At 72.3% G+C, this 13,874-nt stretch carries 13 protein-coding genes; 6 read left to right on the top strand and 7 right to left on the bottom strand.

Annotated elements, in window-relative coordinates:
- Window positions 1-6: 6 nt before the first annotated feature.
- Window positions 7-1,068: a radical SAM protein gene (locus AB0E98_RS15295; RefSeq protein ID WP_361702390.1), complete on the bottom strand. Its 1,062-nt coding sequence runs from the start codon at window positions 1,066-1,068 to the stop codon at window positions 7-9.
- Between the two features lie 219 nt (window positions 1,069-1,287).
- Between AB0E98_RS15295 and AB0E98_RS15290 the strand changes: the two genes are divergently transcribed.
- Together AB0E98_RS15290 and AB0E98_RS15285 are read left to right on the top strand one after the other, a co-directional pair.
- The gene (locus AB0E98_RS15290; RefSeq protein ID WP_361702389.1) at window positions 1,288-3,357 is read left to right on the top strand and encodes an ATP-binding protein; all 2,070 of its coding nucleotides are present in this window, start codon (window positions 1,288-1,290) and stop codon (window positions 3,355-3,357) included.
- Window positions 3,358-3,364: 7 nt separating this feature from the next.
- The gene (locus tag AB0E98_RS15285) at window positions 3,365-4,039 is read left to right on the top strand and encodes a response regulator transcription factor (protein WP_361702797.1); all 675 of its coding nucleotides are present in this window, start codon (window positions 3,365-3,367) and stop codon (window positions 4,037-4,039) included.
- Window positions 4,040-4,088: 49 nt separating this feature from the next.
- On the opposite strand, the gene AB0E98_RS15280 is transcribed toward AB0E98_RS15285, so the two are convergent.
- Window positions 4,089-5,045, bottom strand: coding sequence for a hypothetical protein (locus tag AB0E98_RS15280; protein WP_361702387.1), 957 nt, complete (start codon window positions 5,043-5,045; stop codon window positions 4,089-4,091).
- Between the two features lie 179 nt (window positions 5,046-5,224).
- On the opposite strand from AB0E98_RS15280, the gene AB0E98_RS15275 reads away from it, so the two are divergent.
- From AB0E98_RS15275 to AB0E98_RS15265, 3 genes are read left to right on the top strand one after another with little or no spacing between them, the layout of a single operon-like run.
- Window positions 5,225-6,103 (top strand): MetQ/NlpA family ABC transporter substrate-binding protein, encoded by an 879-nt coding sequence (locus AB0E98_RS15275; protein WP_361702385.1) that lies wholly within the window; start codon window positions 5,225-5,227, stop codon window positions 6,101-6,103.
- 3 nt (window positions 6,104-6,106) lie between these two features.
- Window positions 6,107-7,117: an ATP-binding cassette domain-containing protein gene (locus tag AB0E98_RS15270; RefSeq protein WP_361702383.1), complete on the top strand. Its 1,011-nt coding sequence runs from the start codon at window positions 6,107-6,109 to the stop codon at window positions 7,115-7,117.
- Window positions 7,114-7,776 (top strand): methionine ABC transporter permease, encoded by a 663-nt coding sequence (locus AB0E98_RS15265; protein ID WP_361702382.1) that lies wholly within the window; start codon window positions 7,114-7,116, stop codon window positions 7,774-7,776. The genes AB0E98_RS15270 and AB0E98_RS15265 overlap by 4 nt, the downstream gene beginning before the upstream one ends.
- 17 nt (window positions 7,777-7,793) lie before the next feature.
- Here the strand turns inward: AB0E98_RS15265 and AB0E98_RS15260 are convergent, their stop codons facing one another.
- The 4 genes from AB0E98_RS15260 to map form a co-directional block, all read right to left on the bottom strand.
- Window positions 7,794-8,738 (bottom strand): oxidoreductase, encoded by a 945-nt coding sequence (locus AB0E98_RS15260; RefSeq protein ID WP_361702380.1) that lies wholly within the window; start codon window positions 8,736-8,738, stop codon window positions 7,794-7,796.
- Window positions 8,739-8,832: 94 nt separating this feature from the next.
- Window positions 8,833-10,374: an FAD/NAD(P)-binding protein gene (locus AB0E98_RS15255; protein WP_361702378.1), complete on the bottom strand. Its 1,542-nt coding sequence runs from the start codon at window positions 10,372-10,374 to the stop codon at window positions 8,833-8,835.
- A 63-nt stretch (window positions 10,375-10,437) separates the two neighbouring features.
- Window positions 10,438-10,959, bottom strand: coding sequence for a DM13 domain-containing protein (locus AB0E98_RS15250; RefSeq protein ID WP_361702376.1), 522 nt, complete (start codon window positions 10,957-10,959; stop codon window positions 10,438-10,440).
- A gap of 120 nt (window positions 10,960-11,079) precedes the next feature.
- Window positions 11,080-11,847, bottom strand: coding sequence for a type I methionyl aminopeptidase (map, locus tag AB0E98_RS15245; protein ID WP_361702374.1), 768 nt, complete (start codon window positions 11,845-11,847; stop codon window positions 11,080-11,082).
- A 97-nt stretch (window positions 11,848-11,944) separates the two neighbouring features.
- Between map and AB0E98_RS15240 the strand changes: the two genes are divergently transcribed.
- Window positions 11,945-12,220, top strand: a complete 276-nt coding sequence (locus tag AB0E98_RS15240) for a helix-turn-helix transcriptional regulator (RefSeq protein ID WP_361702373.1) — start codon at window positions 11,945-11,947, stop codon at window positions 12,218-12,220.
- A 64-nt stretch (window positions 12,221-12,284) separates the two neighbouring features.
- On the opposite strand, the gene AB0E98_RS15235 is transcribed toward AB0E98_RS15240, so the two are convergent.
- The gene (locus AB0E98_RS15235; RefSeq protein WP_361702371.1) at window positions 12,285-13,829 is read right to left on the bottom strand and encodes an AMP-binding protein; all 1,545 of its coding nucleotides are present in this window, start codon (window positions 13,827-13,829) and stop codon (window positions 12,285-12,287) included.
- Between the last annotated feature and the right edge of the window lie 45 nt (window positions 13,830-13,874).

Below are 13,874 nucleotides of genomic sequence, written 5' to 3'. Positions count from 1 at the left end.
CGGGGGTCAGTGGGCGAGGGCGCTGAACTCCGGGGGATTCGTACGCACCGCGCGGCGTTCGATACGGGAACGGACCTCCGGGGAGCCGAAGTGATAGTCCATGCGGCGCACGGCCGCCGCCCAGTCCTGCATGGTGCGCACCGCCGACAGCGTTTCCACGACAAAGGGATCGCTGAGCCGGGAGACGCCCCGGTGCCACAGATCGAGCGGGGATTCCTGGAGAATGTTTCCCACCGTGCCCTCGTACACGGGCAGTGCCCTGACATCACCGTCCGGTTCGATCTGCATCACCAGTGCGTCGACGCCACTGGCGAAACGGTCCGGCCGCATCACGAGGTTCTGATTGTCGGTGGTGAAGACCCGTACCCCGGCCGGCGCCAGACGCTGGAGCCGGGCCCGCCGTTCGTCGCTCGTCAACTCGGTCACCTGGGCGTCGTCGAGGAGCTCGAAACGACAGAATTCCGGCCTGCTGGCAAGCCCTTCGGGCACCGCCGCGTTGAAGGTGAGCGTGCGCAATTCCGGGAAGCGCGGGGCGATGGCCGTGCAGAATTCCTCCAGTTGCGGGAAATTACTGCGCACGACGACGCAGTCGATGCCGAACCACAGCGGCGCGCGCCCCCGCCGGGCGCGCTCCCGGGCCACCCCGTCGAGCTGGGTGAGGGCGCTCAGCGCCCGGTCGAAGGAGCCCCGCCGGCCCCGGATCCGGTCGTGTACCTGGGCCGTCGCCCCATCGAGGCTCACGATGACCTCGTCGAACACGGAACCGAGTTCGGCCGCCATCCACGGTTCCATGATCCAGCCGCTGGTGTAGACGGCGGTGCGCACCCCGGCCCGGGAGAGCCGGGCCGCGACCTCGAAGATCCCCTTGACGACGAGGGGTTCCCCGCCGGAGAGCGCGACCACCCGGGGATTCAGCGAGATCAGGGCGTCGGCGACCCGCAGCATGTCCTCGTGGCTCAATTGCCGCGGTGCCCGCCTGCCGGACTCCGAATAGCAGTGCGAGCAACGCAGGGGACAGGCATAGGTGGTGTCCCAGACGACCACCTCGGGACCGGAAGACACGCTCATGGTTCCCTTTCGGCTTTCCTTGAATCGCACAGTCGATCGTCCTACCGGGGCCGTCGGGGCCGGTAAAAGGGCGGATATACCGAGTCTGCCGTGCCGGGGCGGCGGCGCGTACCCCGGAATCCTCCGATCCCACTGGGGGTTTTCCGCTATACGCGCCGAACGGGATCGTCTGGACTGGCACCTGGGCGCCCCCGATAATGTCGCGCGTGAGGGGTGCGTGTGAGGGGTAACGGCCGTGCGATACAGGTCGCCGCGTTCTCGGGCGGGCTGTGCCTGCTGTGGGCGGTGACCACCGGAGCGTTTCTGCTGCGGAACAACACCGTCACCCTGCCGTGGATCCTCGGCTCCGTCCTCCCGTGCTACTGCGCCGGACTGTTCGCGTGGTGGCACGCCCCCACGAGCCCGGTCGCCCGCCGGCTGCTGCTGATCGGCGCCGCGCTGGCGGTGAGCATCGGCATCCGCTGTACGTCGGCGCTGCTGACGACCTCGTTCGGCTGGGACCTCACCGCGCCCGAGAACGGCCTGCCGTCCCTCCAGGCGTCCTGTCTCGTCCTGCCCACCGAGTGGGACAACCTCGCCGTCAGCATCCTCGTCGTCCACCTGCTCGCTCTGCTGCCCGACGGCCGCCCCCGGTTCCGCTACGAACGCCCCGTGCTGCGCTCGCTGTGGGCGCTGCTGGCCCTGCCGTTCGCCCTGCCGCTGGCGGGCGTGCCCACGCGGATCGTGGAGTACATGGTCTTCTACTACCCCGAGGCCTGGCTGCCCGGGGTGGGCGCCGCGCTGCTGGTGCTGCGCTGCCTGCGCGCGCGGGCCGCCGGGGACCGGGACCTGTCCGGGGTGCTGCCCGTCGCCGCCGTGGCAGCGGTCCTCTTCCTGGGCCGGGCCACCTCGCGGCTGTTCCGGCCCTGGCACGGCGAGACGGGCATCCTCTACCTCGTCGGCTCGGCGCTCGGGGCCCTGCCCTATGTGCTGATCTCCCTGTCCGTCGTCTACGCCGCCTTCCGCTACCGGCTCCTGGGCGTCGACATCGTCATCCGGCGATCCGTCGTCTACGGCACCCTGTGGCTGATCATCAGCGGCTGGTACCTGGGCATGGCGATGACGCTCGGGCTGACGGCCGGACAGTACTTCCCGATCGGGCTGTCCGTGCTGGTCGCGGTCACCGCGACCGCCCTCTTCCAGCCCGTCCGGGAGCGGCTGAACCGGCTCGCCCAGCGGCGGGTCTTCGGCGAGCGGCTCAGCGGCTTCGAACTGCTCGTCCAGTTCGGCAGCGCCCTCGAACACGCCTACGACCTCAGCCGGTTGGCGCCCCAGCTGGCGGCCGGACTCCAGCAGGGGCTGACCCTGCGCTGGACCCGGGTCCGGCTCGGCGGCGGGGACCTCCCCGTCCACCTGGGCACCGCCGGCGAGCCACCCGGCCGGGGCCGGCGCCCGGCCGGTGCCGGGGGCGGCTTCCCGCTGCGCTACGGCAACGACGTCCTCGGCCTGATCGAGTACGGGCCCAAGGCCGAGGGCCGCTTCACCCCCCAGGACCACGACCTGGTGGAGACCCTGGCCCGGCAAGCGGCCCTCGCCGTCCACAACGCGCGCCTGGCCGCCGAACTCTCCACCCGCGTCCTGGAGGTGCAGCGCCAGGCGGGCGAGCTGGACGCCTCCCGGGCCCGGATCGTCCACGCCCAGGACAGCGAACGCCGCCGTATCGAACGGCGGCTCCACGACGGCATCCAGCAGGACCTCGTGGCCCTGGTCGCCAAACTGCGCCTGGCCCGCAACAGACTCGGCCGCGGGGGCGACGTCGACACCATGCTCACCGAGGTGCAGGACGACGCCTACCGCGTCATCGACGAGCTCCGCGAGGTCGCCCACGGCATCCACCCGCCCGTCCTCACCGACCAGGGCCTGGTCGCGGCCGTCACCTCCCGGGCCCGGCGGATGCCGATCCCCGTCACCGTGCGCGTCGACGACTCCCTGGACCGGGTGCGCTTCGCCCTGGACATCGAGGAGTCGGCGTTCTACCTGGTCTCCGAGGCGCTGACGAACGTCCTCAAGCACGCCCGGGCCGCCCGGGTGACGATCCGCATAGCGCGCTCGGAGGGCTGGCTGGTGGTGGAGGTCGTCGACGACGGGGTGGGCTTCCCCTGCGACACCACCCGGGGCTCGGGGCTGACGGGCATGCGGGACCGCATCGAGGCGGTCGGCGGCGACCTGCGGATCATCAGCCGTACCGGTGGCGGCACCATGATCCGCTCCCGGCTGGCCGAGCGGCTAAGAGAGGAGTTCTGTGACTGAGGTACCGATGCGCGTCGTCATCGCCGAGGACCACTACCTGGTGCGCGAGGGCACCCGTCGGCTGCTGGAGGACACCGGCGACATCTCCGTCGTCTCGGCGGTCGGCGACGCGACGGAGCTCCTCGACGCCGTCGAGGAGCTCCGTCCCGAGGCGGTCATCGCCGACATCCGCATGCCGCCGAGCCACCACACCGAGGGCATCGCCGCCGCCCACGCCATCCGCGCCGGCCACCCCGGCATCGGCGTCGTCATGCTCTCCCAGCACGCCGACGAGAACTACGCCTTCGACCTCTTCCGGCGCGGCACCGACGGCCTCGCCTACCTCCTCAAGGAACGCATCGGCGAACTCGACGAACTCCTGCGCGCCCTGCGCGAGGTGGCCGCGGGCCGCTCCGTCGTCGACCCCCGCATCGTCGAGGTCCTGATGGGCAGCCACACCCGCGCCGCCGACGCCCCGCTGGCCTGTCTGACCCGCCGCGAGCTCGACGTCCTGCGGCACATGGCCGAGGGCAAGACCAATCGCGCCATCGCCACGGAGCTCGTCCTGTCGGAGTCGACCATCGAGAAACACGTCAACTCCACGTTCGCCAAACTCGGCCTCGCGGAGGAGCCCCAGCTGCACCGGCGCGTCAGCGCCGTCCTCGCCTATCTGCGGCACGCGCCGCGCGGGAGAGGGACGTGATCCCGGACCACCGGACCGCGCCCCGCGCGCACAGCGCCGCCCGGGCCAATTACCCCTGGAGGTCCTCCCAGGTGATGACCGGGCTCCCCGCACGCAGGCTGTAGTCCATCGCGGGGTCCCGCACCGGCCACTTCAGCCGGAGCCAGCCGGGGATCGTCGCCGGGATGCCGTCGTCGGCCGCCAGGTGCCAGAAGGTGTTGGAGTCCTGGCGGGCGAAGTACGGGCAGAGGAAGGAGACGACGACCGTCACCCGGCGGCCCCGCGTCACCGGGGTGACGGCGTGGTAGATCCTGCTGCCGTGGAGGAACAGCGTTGCCCCGCGCTCCCCGCAGGGCGCCTCCCTGATCCGGGGATCGCCCTCCCGGGCGCCGGTGAACTCGTCCGCGCGGCCCATGAAGTAGCTGAAGCGCCCGCCGTCGTAGTCCTCGTAGCCGTTGAGCTGGATGGTCAGGACGTAGTCCATGCCGTCGTGGTGCCATTTGACGATGTCCGCGCGGCCGTCGGCCTCGAAGTAGTTGACCTGCACGGTGGGGATCCGCAGCGGATGCGGGATCAGGGGCACCCCCGCCAGCCGGGAGCAGGACAGCAGGAAGCCCCGGTCGCGGATCATGTTGTTGATGAACGCCGACATCAGATCGGCGTTGCGCACCCGGCGGGTGGTGATGAACCGGGCGCTGCCGGCCGAGCTCTCCAGCCGGTCGCACACCTCCGTCAGAGAGTCCAGGCCCTCCGGGGTGAGAATCTGTACGGGCCCGACGAGCGCCGTGTCGTCCACCGCGCCGTAGCCGCGGCTGAGCTCGTGGGAGGCGTAGCCGAAGTCCTGGAGCCCCAGGCGCGGCCCCTTGACGTCCCGCGCCACGAACTCGGCGCGCCAGCGCGGCTCGCCCGGCTGCCCGGCAGCGCGCCGTGGCCTCCGGCCGCGCAGGGCGTGGAGGAACCGGTCGAACCCGGTGGCCATCTTCGGGTGGTTGAGGGGACGGGGTCTGTGTCGGGTCGTCGCCGCCATGAGGTGATTGCAGCGCCGGGCGCCGGGCCTGGCAAGGGAGGTGTTCCCGCCACAGCGGGGCCTTCCTTGCTTCTATTGCAAGAACATGAATCCCTCCTTTCATTTCCAGGTGAAGTGGGTTTTCGCTCCTACGATCAATGGCACAGCACCCCGTACTTCCTTTCGTGGAATGAGCTCCGATGAGAATCTCCCCCTCCCGCCGCCGCGCCGCCGCGGCCTCCGTCGCCGCCGTCCTCGCGCTCCTGCTGTCGGCCTGCGGCATGTCGGACGGGGCCGGCGGCGACCGGGTGCGCATCGGGGTCAGCGGCGCCGACCCGGAGTGGGACGTCCTCGCCGAGGAGGCCAAGAAGGAGGGCATCGACGTCAAGATCGTCAATTTCGACGACTACCAGCTGCCCAACAAGGCCCTGGCCGACGGCGACATCGAACTGAACGCCTTCCAGCACCTGGCCTTCCTCAGCAAGTTCAACGGCCAGAACGGCACCGACATCGTGCCCGTCACCTCCACCTCCGTGGCGCCGATGGGCCTGTACTCGCTCAAGCACAGGAAAGTGGAGGACATCCCCGACGGGGCGCGCGTCGCGATCCCCAACGACCCCTCCAACCAGGGCCGGGCCCTCCTCGTACTCCGCCAGGCCAGGCTCATCGGCCTCAAGGACAAGGCCGGCATCTACGGCACGCCCGACGACATCACCGACAACCCCAAGCACTTGAAGATCACGCCGGTCGACGCCCAGCAGACCCCGCGCACCCTCAAGGACACCGCCGCGTCCGTCATCAACGCGGGAGTCGCCGAACAGGCCGGCTACAGGATCGACCAGGCCGTCTTCCACGACGATCCCGAGAGCGCCGTCGCCCGCCCTTACGTCAATGTCATCGCCGCCCGTGCGAAGGACAAGGACAACAAGAACATCCGGAAGATCGTCGAGCTCTACCGCTCGCGCACGGTGCAGGAGGCCGTCAAGAAGTCGGCCCACGGCGCCCGGTACGTCATCGACATCCCCCAGGGCGAGCTGCGGCACGAACTGGACCGCCTCACGCGCCAGGACCGGGGCTGAACCGTGATCGAACTCCGTGACGTGACAAAGGTCTTCCCGGCCGCCGGAAAACACCCCGGCGTGGTGCGGCCCGCCGTCGACGGCGCCTCCCTGACCGTCGACCGGGGCAGCGTCTTCGGCGTCGTCGGCCACAGCGGCGCCGGCAAGAGCACCCTGCTGCGGCTCGTCAACTACCTGGAGACACCCACCTCCGGCAGCGTGCTCGTCGACGGCCAGGACCTCGGCACCCTGGGCGAACGGCGGCGGCGCGAGGTCCGCCGCTCCATCGGGATGATCTTCCAGCAGTTCAACCTGTTCCGCTCGCGCACCGTCCTCGGCAATGTCGCCTACCCGCTGCGGCTGTCCGGGCTGAGCCGCGCCGAGGCCCGCGAACGGGCCGGGGAGACCCTGCGCTTCGTCGGCCTGGACGCCCACGCCCGCCGCTACCCCGAACAGCTCTCGGGCGGCCAGCGCCAGCGCGTCGGCATCGCCCGGGCGCTGGCCACGGAACCGGGCGTGCTGCTGTGCGACGAGGCGACCTCCGCCCTCGACCCGCAGACCACGGGCGAGGTCCTGGACCTCCTGCGGCGCGTCAACGCCGAACTGGGCGTGACGATCGTGCTGATCACCCATGAGATGGAGGTGGTCCGCTCGCTCTGCGATCACGTGGCCGTGATGGCCGACGGCAAGGTGGTGGAGAGCGGCGGCGTCTACGACGTCTTCTCCCGCCCCGCGCACCCCGTCACCGAGGCGTTCGTCCGCTCCGCGCTCCACGACGTGCCCGACGCCGCCGCCCTGGAGCGGCTCCGCGCCCGCCACCCGGGACGCCTGGTGACCGTCCCGGCGGACGGCGGCGACGACCTCTCCCGGCTGTTGCGCGAACACGACGTGGACTTCACGATCGCCCACGCCGGCGTCGCCGAGGTCCAGGCCCGGACGCTGGGCAGCGTCACCTTCGAACTGCGCGGCGCCGCACGGGACGTGGACGCCGTCCTGGCCCGCCTGACCGGCAAGGGAGAGGTGGTGGCCCGATGAAGGCCGACTGGAACACCTTCTGGGTCAAGGTCGTCGACGCCACCGGCGAGACGGTCTACATGGTGCTCGTCACCCTGGCCCTGTCCGCCGTGCTCGGCATGGCCGTGGGCCTCGCCCTCTACGCCACCCGCAAGGGCGGCATCCTCCGGAGCCGCGCGGTCTTCGCCGTCCTGAGCACCCTCGTCAACGTCGTCCGCCCGGTCCCCTTCATCATCGCCATCGTCGCGCTCTCCCCGGTGACCCGCGAAGTCGTCGGCACCATGATCGGCACCGAGGCCGCCGTCTTCCCCATGACGGTCGTGGCCACCTTCGGCGTCGCCCGGATCGTCGAGAGCAACCTGCTGTCCGTCGAGCCCGGAGTGATCGAAGCCGCCCGCTCCATGGGCGCGAGCCCGCTGCGCGTCCTCCTCACCGTCCTGATCCCCGAGGCCCTCGGCCCGCTGGTGCTGGGCTTCACCTTCATGCTCGTCGCCCTCATCGACTTCTCGGCCGTCGCCGGGACCGTCGGCGGCGGGGGAGTGGGCAACCTGGCCATGACCTACGGATACCTGCGCTTCGACACCTCGGTGATGGTGGTCACGGTGGCCGTCCTCGTGCTCCTCGTGCAGATCGCCCAACTGCTGGGCAACTTCCTCGCCCGGAAGGTGCTCAGACGGTGACACGAGGCCCGCTTCGTTCAGGGAACGGCCTCCGGCCAGCGGTAGCGGACGTGGGTGAGGGATTCGGACGTACGCCACAGGCGGGCGGCGAGCGTGGCGTCCGCGGCCGGGGTGGGGAGGTCCACCGGGCCGGGGGCGCCACGGGTCTCGAAGCGGCCGGTCGGGCCGTAGAAGCCGCCGGGGGCGACGTCCTCCGCCGTCGCCGCGTACAGCGTGGGCAGCGCGGCCGACGCCACCGACTGGCCGACGAAGTGCCCCGGCAGCAGGCGGGCCAGCGCGCGGACGGGCCGGGAGGCGTGCCGTTGGAGGCCCGTCGCGCTGAAACCTGGGTGGACGGCCGCGCTCGTCAGCGGGACGCCCGCCGCGCCGGCGCGGCGCTGGAGCTCCAGGGCGAACAGCACGTTGGCCAGCTTCGACTTGGCGTAGGCGTTCAGGGGCCGGTACTTGCGGGTGCTCTGGAGGTCGGAGAGCTCCGCGATCGCGCTGCGGGAGATCGCGGCGCTGACCGTCACCACACGCGGCGCGGGCGCGGCCAGCAGATGGGGCAGCAGCCGGCCGGTGAGTGCGAAGTGGCCCAGGTGATTGGTGCCGACGGTCAGTTCGAAACCGTCCCTGGTGGTGGCCCGGTGCCGGAAGCCCATCACCCCGGCGTTGTTGACCAGCAGGTCGACCGGGCGCCCGCCGTGCTCCACCCGGTGGGCGAAGCCCGTGACGGAGGCCAGGTCGGCGAGGTCCAGCAGATCGGGACGCACCCGCGCGCCCGGCACCTCGCGCGCCATGTCCTCCGTCGCCCGCCGCGCCCGGCCCGCGTCCCGGCCCGTCACCACGACCTCGGCCCCCGCCCGGGCCAGCTCGCGCGCGGTGACATAGCCGATGCCGCTCGTGGCGCCGGTCACCACGGCCAGCCGGCCCTTCAGGCTCGGCATGTCCTCGGTGGTCCAGCTGGGCGGGCTGTGGCGCATGCGACTCCTCGGCGTCCGGTCGCGGACGGGCGACCGTATTCTCCGCCGCCCGACCGGCGCCCGAGGGGAAGGCGCGCCCGGCGGCGGCCCCGCCTCACACCGCGGTGCCGCGCGCCACGGCGGCCCCTTCCCCGCCGTCCGCCGCGCCCGACACCTCCTCGGCGACCCGGCGGGCCTGCCGGACCACATTGCGCAGGTGGTTCGAGAACGGGATCCGTACGTGGGTGCCGACGCCCACCACCCACACCGGCTCGGGCCCGGCCCCGGGGCTCCGCCGTACGCGCAGGTCGGCCGCCAGGAAGTCCACGGTGCCGGAGTGGCGCGGCGGCTCCGCCGGGTGGAGCGCGGTGCCGTCGGCGGACCAGTACAGCCGGGGCTGGTCGAAGCCGGTGGCGTTGACCACGTGGTCGAAGCGACCGGGCCCGAAGCGACCGGGCCCGAAGTGATCGGGCTCGCCCGGAGCGGGCCATTCCACCCGCCAGGCGCCCGCCTCGTAGGCCACCGCGCGGGGGTAGGCGCGGGCCAGGCGCAGCGCCCCGGAGTCGATGTGCGCGAGCAGAAGGCGCGCGTTGACGACCGTCATCGCCGTGGCGTACCGGGCGATGAACCAGCCGTGGCGCTCCAGCAGCGCCCGGCGCCGTGCGGCGGGCAGCCGGGCGCCGAGCTCGATGACCGCCTCCATCATGGCCATGACGGCACCGGGCCAGGCACACGCGTCCGCTTCCACCAGCGCCGTCTCCTCGCGCAGCCGTGCCACGGGGTCGGTGGCCGACGAGGTCTGCCGGCGCAGCGGGGTGCGGTCGAGCGACCGTACGGCCTCGACGGCGGCGCGCCGCACCTTCTCCTCCAGCAGCGGATCGGCCGGGTCGAGCCGTGCGACGCGCTCCAGCGACGGGAATTCCCGTACGGGCGCGCCCAGCGAGACCCGGACGGCGGGCAGTACGCCGGAGGGCGAGGTCATCGTCACCCGGTGGCCGTCCCGGCACAGCAGCAGGGAGGCGTCGATGGCCGACTGGCGGCAGCCCAGGACCAGGACCTCCGCTCCGGGCGGCGGCCCCGTTTCGGGGTCGAGCAGCCGGGCGGCGGGGTAGGGGGCGGGGGAGTAGCGGGGGTGTCCGGTGAAGGCGGCGAAGCCGTCCGGGACGCGGGGGCGGTGGACGCCCGTACAGACGACGACGGCGTCGGCGCGCAGCTCCTGACCCGTGCTCAGCCGGACCGTACCCGCTGTGATCGAGTCGACCGCCGCCGGTACGTGGGCGACCTCGACGCCCAGGGCCTCGGCGGTCTTCCGGGCCGTATCGAAGCGGTCCCGGCAGTACTCGGCCATCCGCACCCGGGGCACGCAGTCGCGGGGCTCGCCGGGTAGGCCGCGCGCCCGCAGGTAGGCGACGAAGTCGGCGGGCTCGTCGGCGAGGAGGGAGTTGACCTCGGCGGCGCTGTTGCACAGCAGCAGCGGATCGGTGTCGCCGAAGGCGAGGCCCCGGCCGACGGGGTTCGGGTCGACGATCCGGATCGACCGCATCCGCCCGGCGTTCCCTCGGCCGAGCGCGCGCACCAGACACAGGAACACGCTGGTTCCCGCGACTCCGGCCCCCACGATCACCACATCACGCGCGCCCTGCCCGCTCTGTTCCATGGGCATCTCCCCTTTCCCGTTCGCCTTCTCACTCTGCCCGGGCGGGGACGTGAGGATGCGTGATCACGCGCGGGTGAGGGCGGCGGCGCCGAAGGAGACGTCGAAGCGGTCGCACCAGATGCTCACGCTGGTGTAGCGATTGAGGTCGAGGTCGGCGGGCAGGGCGTAGTTCTGGTCGCCCTTGTTGCCCTTGAGCTTGCCGAGGCTGGTGTGGGTGCCCTTGTCGAAGACGAACCAGCCGGCCCGGCCCTCCTTCACCGGGGCATCGGTGATCAGGACGCGCAGGTCCGGGCCGTTGCTCGTGTCGAGGTTCTCCAGGCGCAGGGTGCGCGAGCCGTCGGGCAGCCGCAGGATCCGCACGGTGCCGCTCGTCTCGTGCTCGTGGCTGATCAGCCGGCCGGTCGCCAGCGTGCTCGGCGCCTCGCCGCGCCCGCCCCCGGCCGTCGGCGCGGCCTCGCGCACCGTCTCGCTGACCCAGAGCTTCCACGGCTGGAACCAGTACGTCCCCGCGCCGGCCAGCACGATCCCGACGGCCAGAATGCCGATGACCACCTTCTTGCTCAGCAGTCGCCGTACGCGTCCCATGTTCCGCCTCCCGAAGCCGTTTCCGTTCTCACATGGGGAAACGGTGGGGAGGCGGGCCGGGGATCCGGATTTCCGATGACGAAAGTCTTACGCGATGACGCGGCTCACCCGGCCCCCCCGTCACGGGAGGGTCAGGATGCGCGGTCCGTCGTCCGTGACGGCGACGGTGTGCTCGAAGTGGGCGGCGCGGCTGCCGTCGGCCGTGCGCAGGGTCCAGCCGTCGGCGGCGGGGACGTAGTCGTCGCGGCCGCCGGCGATGAGCATCGGCTCGATGGCCAGGACCAGCCCGTGCCGCAGCGGGAGGCCGCGCCCGGCCCGGCCCCGGTTGGGGATGTGCGGCTCCTCGTGCATCTGCCGGCCGATGCCGTGTCCGCCGAAGTCGGTGGGCATCCCCATCCGGGCGGACCGCGCGACGGAACCGATGGCGTGGGAGATGTCGCCGACGCGGTGGCCGACGGTGGCGGCGGCGATGCCCGCGTCGAGGGCGCGCCGGGTGGCGTCCATCAGCTCCTGGTCGCCCGGCCGGGGCGTGCCGACGGCGAAGCTGACGGCCGCGTCGCCGGCCCAGCCGTCCAGTATCGCGCCGCAGTCGACGCTGACGAGGTCGCCGTCGCGCAGCCGGTAGTCGTCGGGGATGCCGTGGACGATGGCGTCGTTGACCGACGCGCAGATCACCGCCGGGAACGGCGTGGGCGCGAAGGAGGGGTGGTAGCCGAGGAACGGCGAACGGGCCCCGGCCTTCTCCAGGACGTCACGGGCCACCCCGTCCAGCTCGCGCAGGCTCACCCCCACGGCCGCCGCCTCCTCGACGGCGGCGAGCGCGTGCGCCACGACGCGCCCCGCCTCCCGCATGGCCGTAAGCGCCGCGTCCGTCTTCATCTCCACCATGTCCACTGACTCCCCACCCATGTCGTCGGCGATCGGCCGCACCCATGAATCCAATTCTTATACCGGTATTAGTATCACGCCCACTATGATCGTGGGCATGGTGAGGACTCCTCTGACCCCTTGGGAGCGGCAGCGCGGCGAGCGGCTGGGCGAGCTGCTGCGCGAAGCCCGTGGTCAACGCAGCATGGTGGAGGTGGCGGCCCGTGCCGGGCTGTCCTCCGAGACCCTGCGGAAGATCGAGACCGGCCGGGCGCCGACACCGGCGTTCTTCACGATCTCGGCGCTGGCGAACGCGCTGGGGCTGTCCATGGACGCCCTGGCCGACGCCTGCGTCGCGGACCTGGACCCGATGGAGGAACAGCTGACGGCCTAGACCGCGCCCGCCGGGCCGCGCGACAGCCGGCCCGGCGGGCCTGACCCGCCGGCCGTTCCCGCCCTCAGTCCGCGAGCCGCTCCCGCAGCAGCCGCTTGTCCGGCTTGCCCGCCGCCGTCAGTGGGATGTCGGGCAGCAGATGCAGGGACTCGGGGGCGTAAAGGCGCCCCTTGCGGGAGATGACGAACTCCCGGACCTCCTCCAGCGAGGGCCGCCGCCCCGCCACGGGCACCACGGCGGCGTGGACGTGCTCCACCGACTCCGCGTCCCGGCTGCCGAAGACCGCGCACCGGGCGATGCCGGGGTGGCTCAGCAGCAGTTCCTCCAGCTCCGTCGGGTACACATGGCCCCCGACGACCACGATCATGTCCTTGATCCGGTCCACGATGTAGAGGTAGCCGGCCTCGTCGAGATATCCGACGTCGCCGGTGTGCACCCAGCCGTCCCGCAGCACCTCCGCCGTCAGCTCCGGCCGCTTCCAGTAGCCGGCCATCACCTGGGGCGTGCGCACCTGCACCTCGCCCCGCTCCCCGGGCGGCAGGGTCACCCCGTCGGGATCCCGGATGGCGATCTCCACCCCCGGCACGGCCCGGCCGACCGTCAGCTGCCCGCCGCCGCCGGTCCTCGTCTGCTCCGCGGGGCCCGCCTCGGTGATGTGCTGCGCCTCGGCCTGCCCGTACAGTCCGTAGAGGACGGGCCCCAGGAGCTCGGCCGCCTGTCGCATCCTGGCCGCCGAGGCGGCGGTGCCGCCGTAGCTGATCCGGCTCAGGCCGGAGAGATCGGTGCCGGGCAGGTCCGGGTGGTCCAGCAGCCGGTAGAGCAGCGGTGGCAACAGCCAGGTGTGGGTGACGCGCTCGCGCTCGATCGTGGCCAGCACGTCCCCGGGCTCGAAGCCGTGCCGCAGGACGGCCGAGCCGCCCTGGCGGAGCGTCATGTCGATGAAGACGCCGGCGAGATGGGCGAGCGCGGTGCACGCCAGGAAGCGGGGCGGGTCGCCGGCGTCGGCGAACCGGTGGTCGAGGCTCTGCCGGTACGGGCCGTGGGTGGTCCTGATGCCCTTGGGGACTCCGGTGGTGCCGCCGGTGTGCCGGACGCACCAGTCGTCGTCCGGGCCCACCAGGCCGCCCATCGGCCGGGCGGGCCGACGGGCGGCCGCGGCCAGGACGTCCTCGGCGAAGCCGCTCGGCCCCAGGGAGAGCATCGGGGGAACGCCGGCGATCTTCCCCAGCTCCTCGGCGGTGTCGTGCCGCCGGTCGTCCACCAGCAGGAGGGCGCACTCCACGCTCGTCATGATCTCGGCCATGGTCGGCGGGCTCATGCCCTCGTAGAGGCCGACGACCCGGGCGCCGGCCAGATTGGCGGCATAACGGGCGACGATCGCCTCGGCGGTGTTGCCGGTGAGCAGGGTGACCGTGGTGCCGCGGGCCACCCCGCGCTCCGCCAGCTCCCCGGCGAGCCGGAGGACTTCGTCCCGGAGCTCGCCCGCGCTGATCACCCGCCCCTCGGCCGTGGTGACGGCCGGCCGTCCGGGCCCGTCGGACAGGGTGTCGAGGACGGCCTCCACGTAGCTGCTGAAACCGCCGTCCTGGGTGTCGTTTCGCTGGCTCATCGCTGGTCTCCCTCGTCGGAACCGGTGGACGGACCCGACGCTAGT

Origin of the sequence: Streptomyces sp. NPDC037389 (assembly GCF_040636475.1) — a bacterium.
Classification (GTDB): Bacteria; Actinomycetota; Actinomycetes; order Streptomycetales; family Streptomycetaceae; genus Streptomyces; species Streptomyces hesseae.
Note: the sequence above shows the minus strand (reverse complement) of the source record. Positions and strands in the feature narration are given on the sequence as shown.

Bases quoted from the DNA above. Each gene is read 5' to 3' on its own strand.
- AB0E98_RS15250 (WP_361702376.1), bottom strand. From the start codon at position 10,959: ATGGGACGCGTACGGCGACTGCTGAGCAAGAAGGTGGTCATCGGCATT.
- AB0E98_RS15255 (WP_361702378.1), bottom strand. From the start codon at position 10,374: ATGGAACAGAGCGGGCAGGGCGCGCGTGATGTGGTGATCGTGGGGGCC.
- AB0E98_RS15240 (WP_361702373.1), top strand. From the start codon at position 11,945: ATGGTGAGGACTCCTCTGACCCCTTGGGAGCGGCAGCGCGGCGAGCGG.
- AB0E98_RS15280 (WP_361702387.1), bottom strand. From the start codon at position 5,045: ATGGCGGCGACGACCCGACACAGACCCCGTCCCCTCAACCACCCGAAG.
- AB0E98_RS15295 (WP_361702390.1), bottom strand. From the start codon at position 1,068: ATGAGCGTGTCTTCCGGTCCCGAGGTGGTCGTCTGGGACACCACCTAT.
- AB0E98_RS15235 (WP_361702371.1), bottom strand. From the start codon at position 13,829: ATGAGCCAGCGAAACGACACCCAGGACGGCGGTTTCAGCAGCTACGTG.
- AB0E98_RS15285 (WP_361702797.1), top strand. From the start codon at position 3,365: ATGCGCGTCGTCATCGCCGAGGACCACTACCTGGTGCGCGAGGGCACC.
- AB0E98_RS15265 (WP_361702382.1), top strand. From the start codon at position 7,114: ATGAAGGCCGACTGGAACACCTTCTGGGTCAAGGTCGTCGACGCCACC.
- map (WP_361702374.1), bottom strand. From the start codon at position 11,847: ATGGTGGAGATGAAGACGGACGCGGCGCTTACGGCCATGCGGGAGGCG.
- AB0E98_RS15260 (WP_361702380.1), bottom strand. From the start codon at position 8,738: ATGCGCCACAGCCCGCCCAGCTGGACCACCGAGGACATGCCGAGCCTG.
- AB0E98_RS15275 (WP_361702385.1), top strand. From the start codon at position 5,225: ATGAGAATCTCCCCCTCCCGCCGCCGCGCCGCCGCGGCCTCCGTCGCC.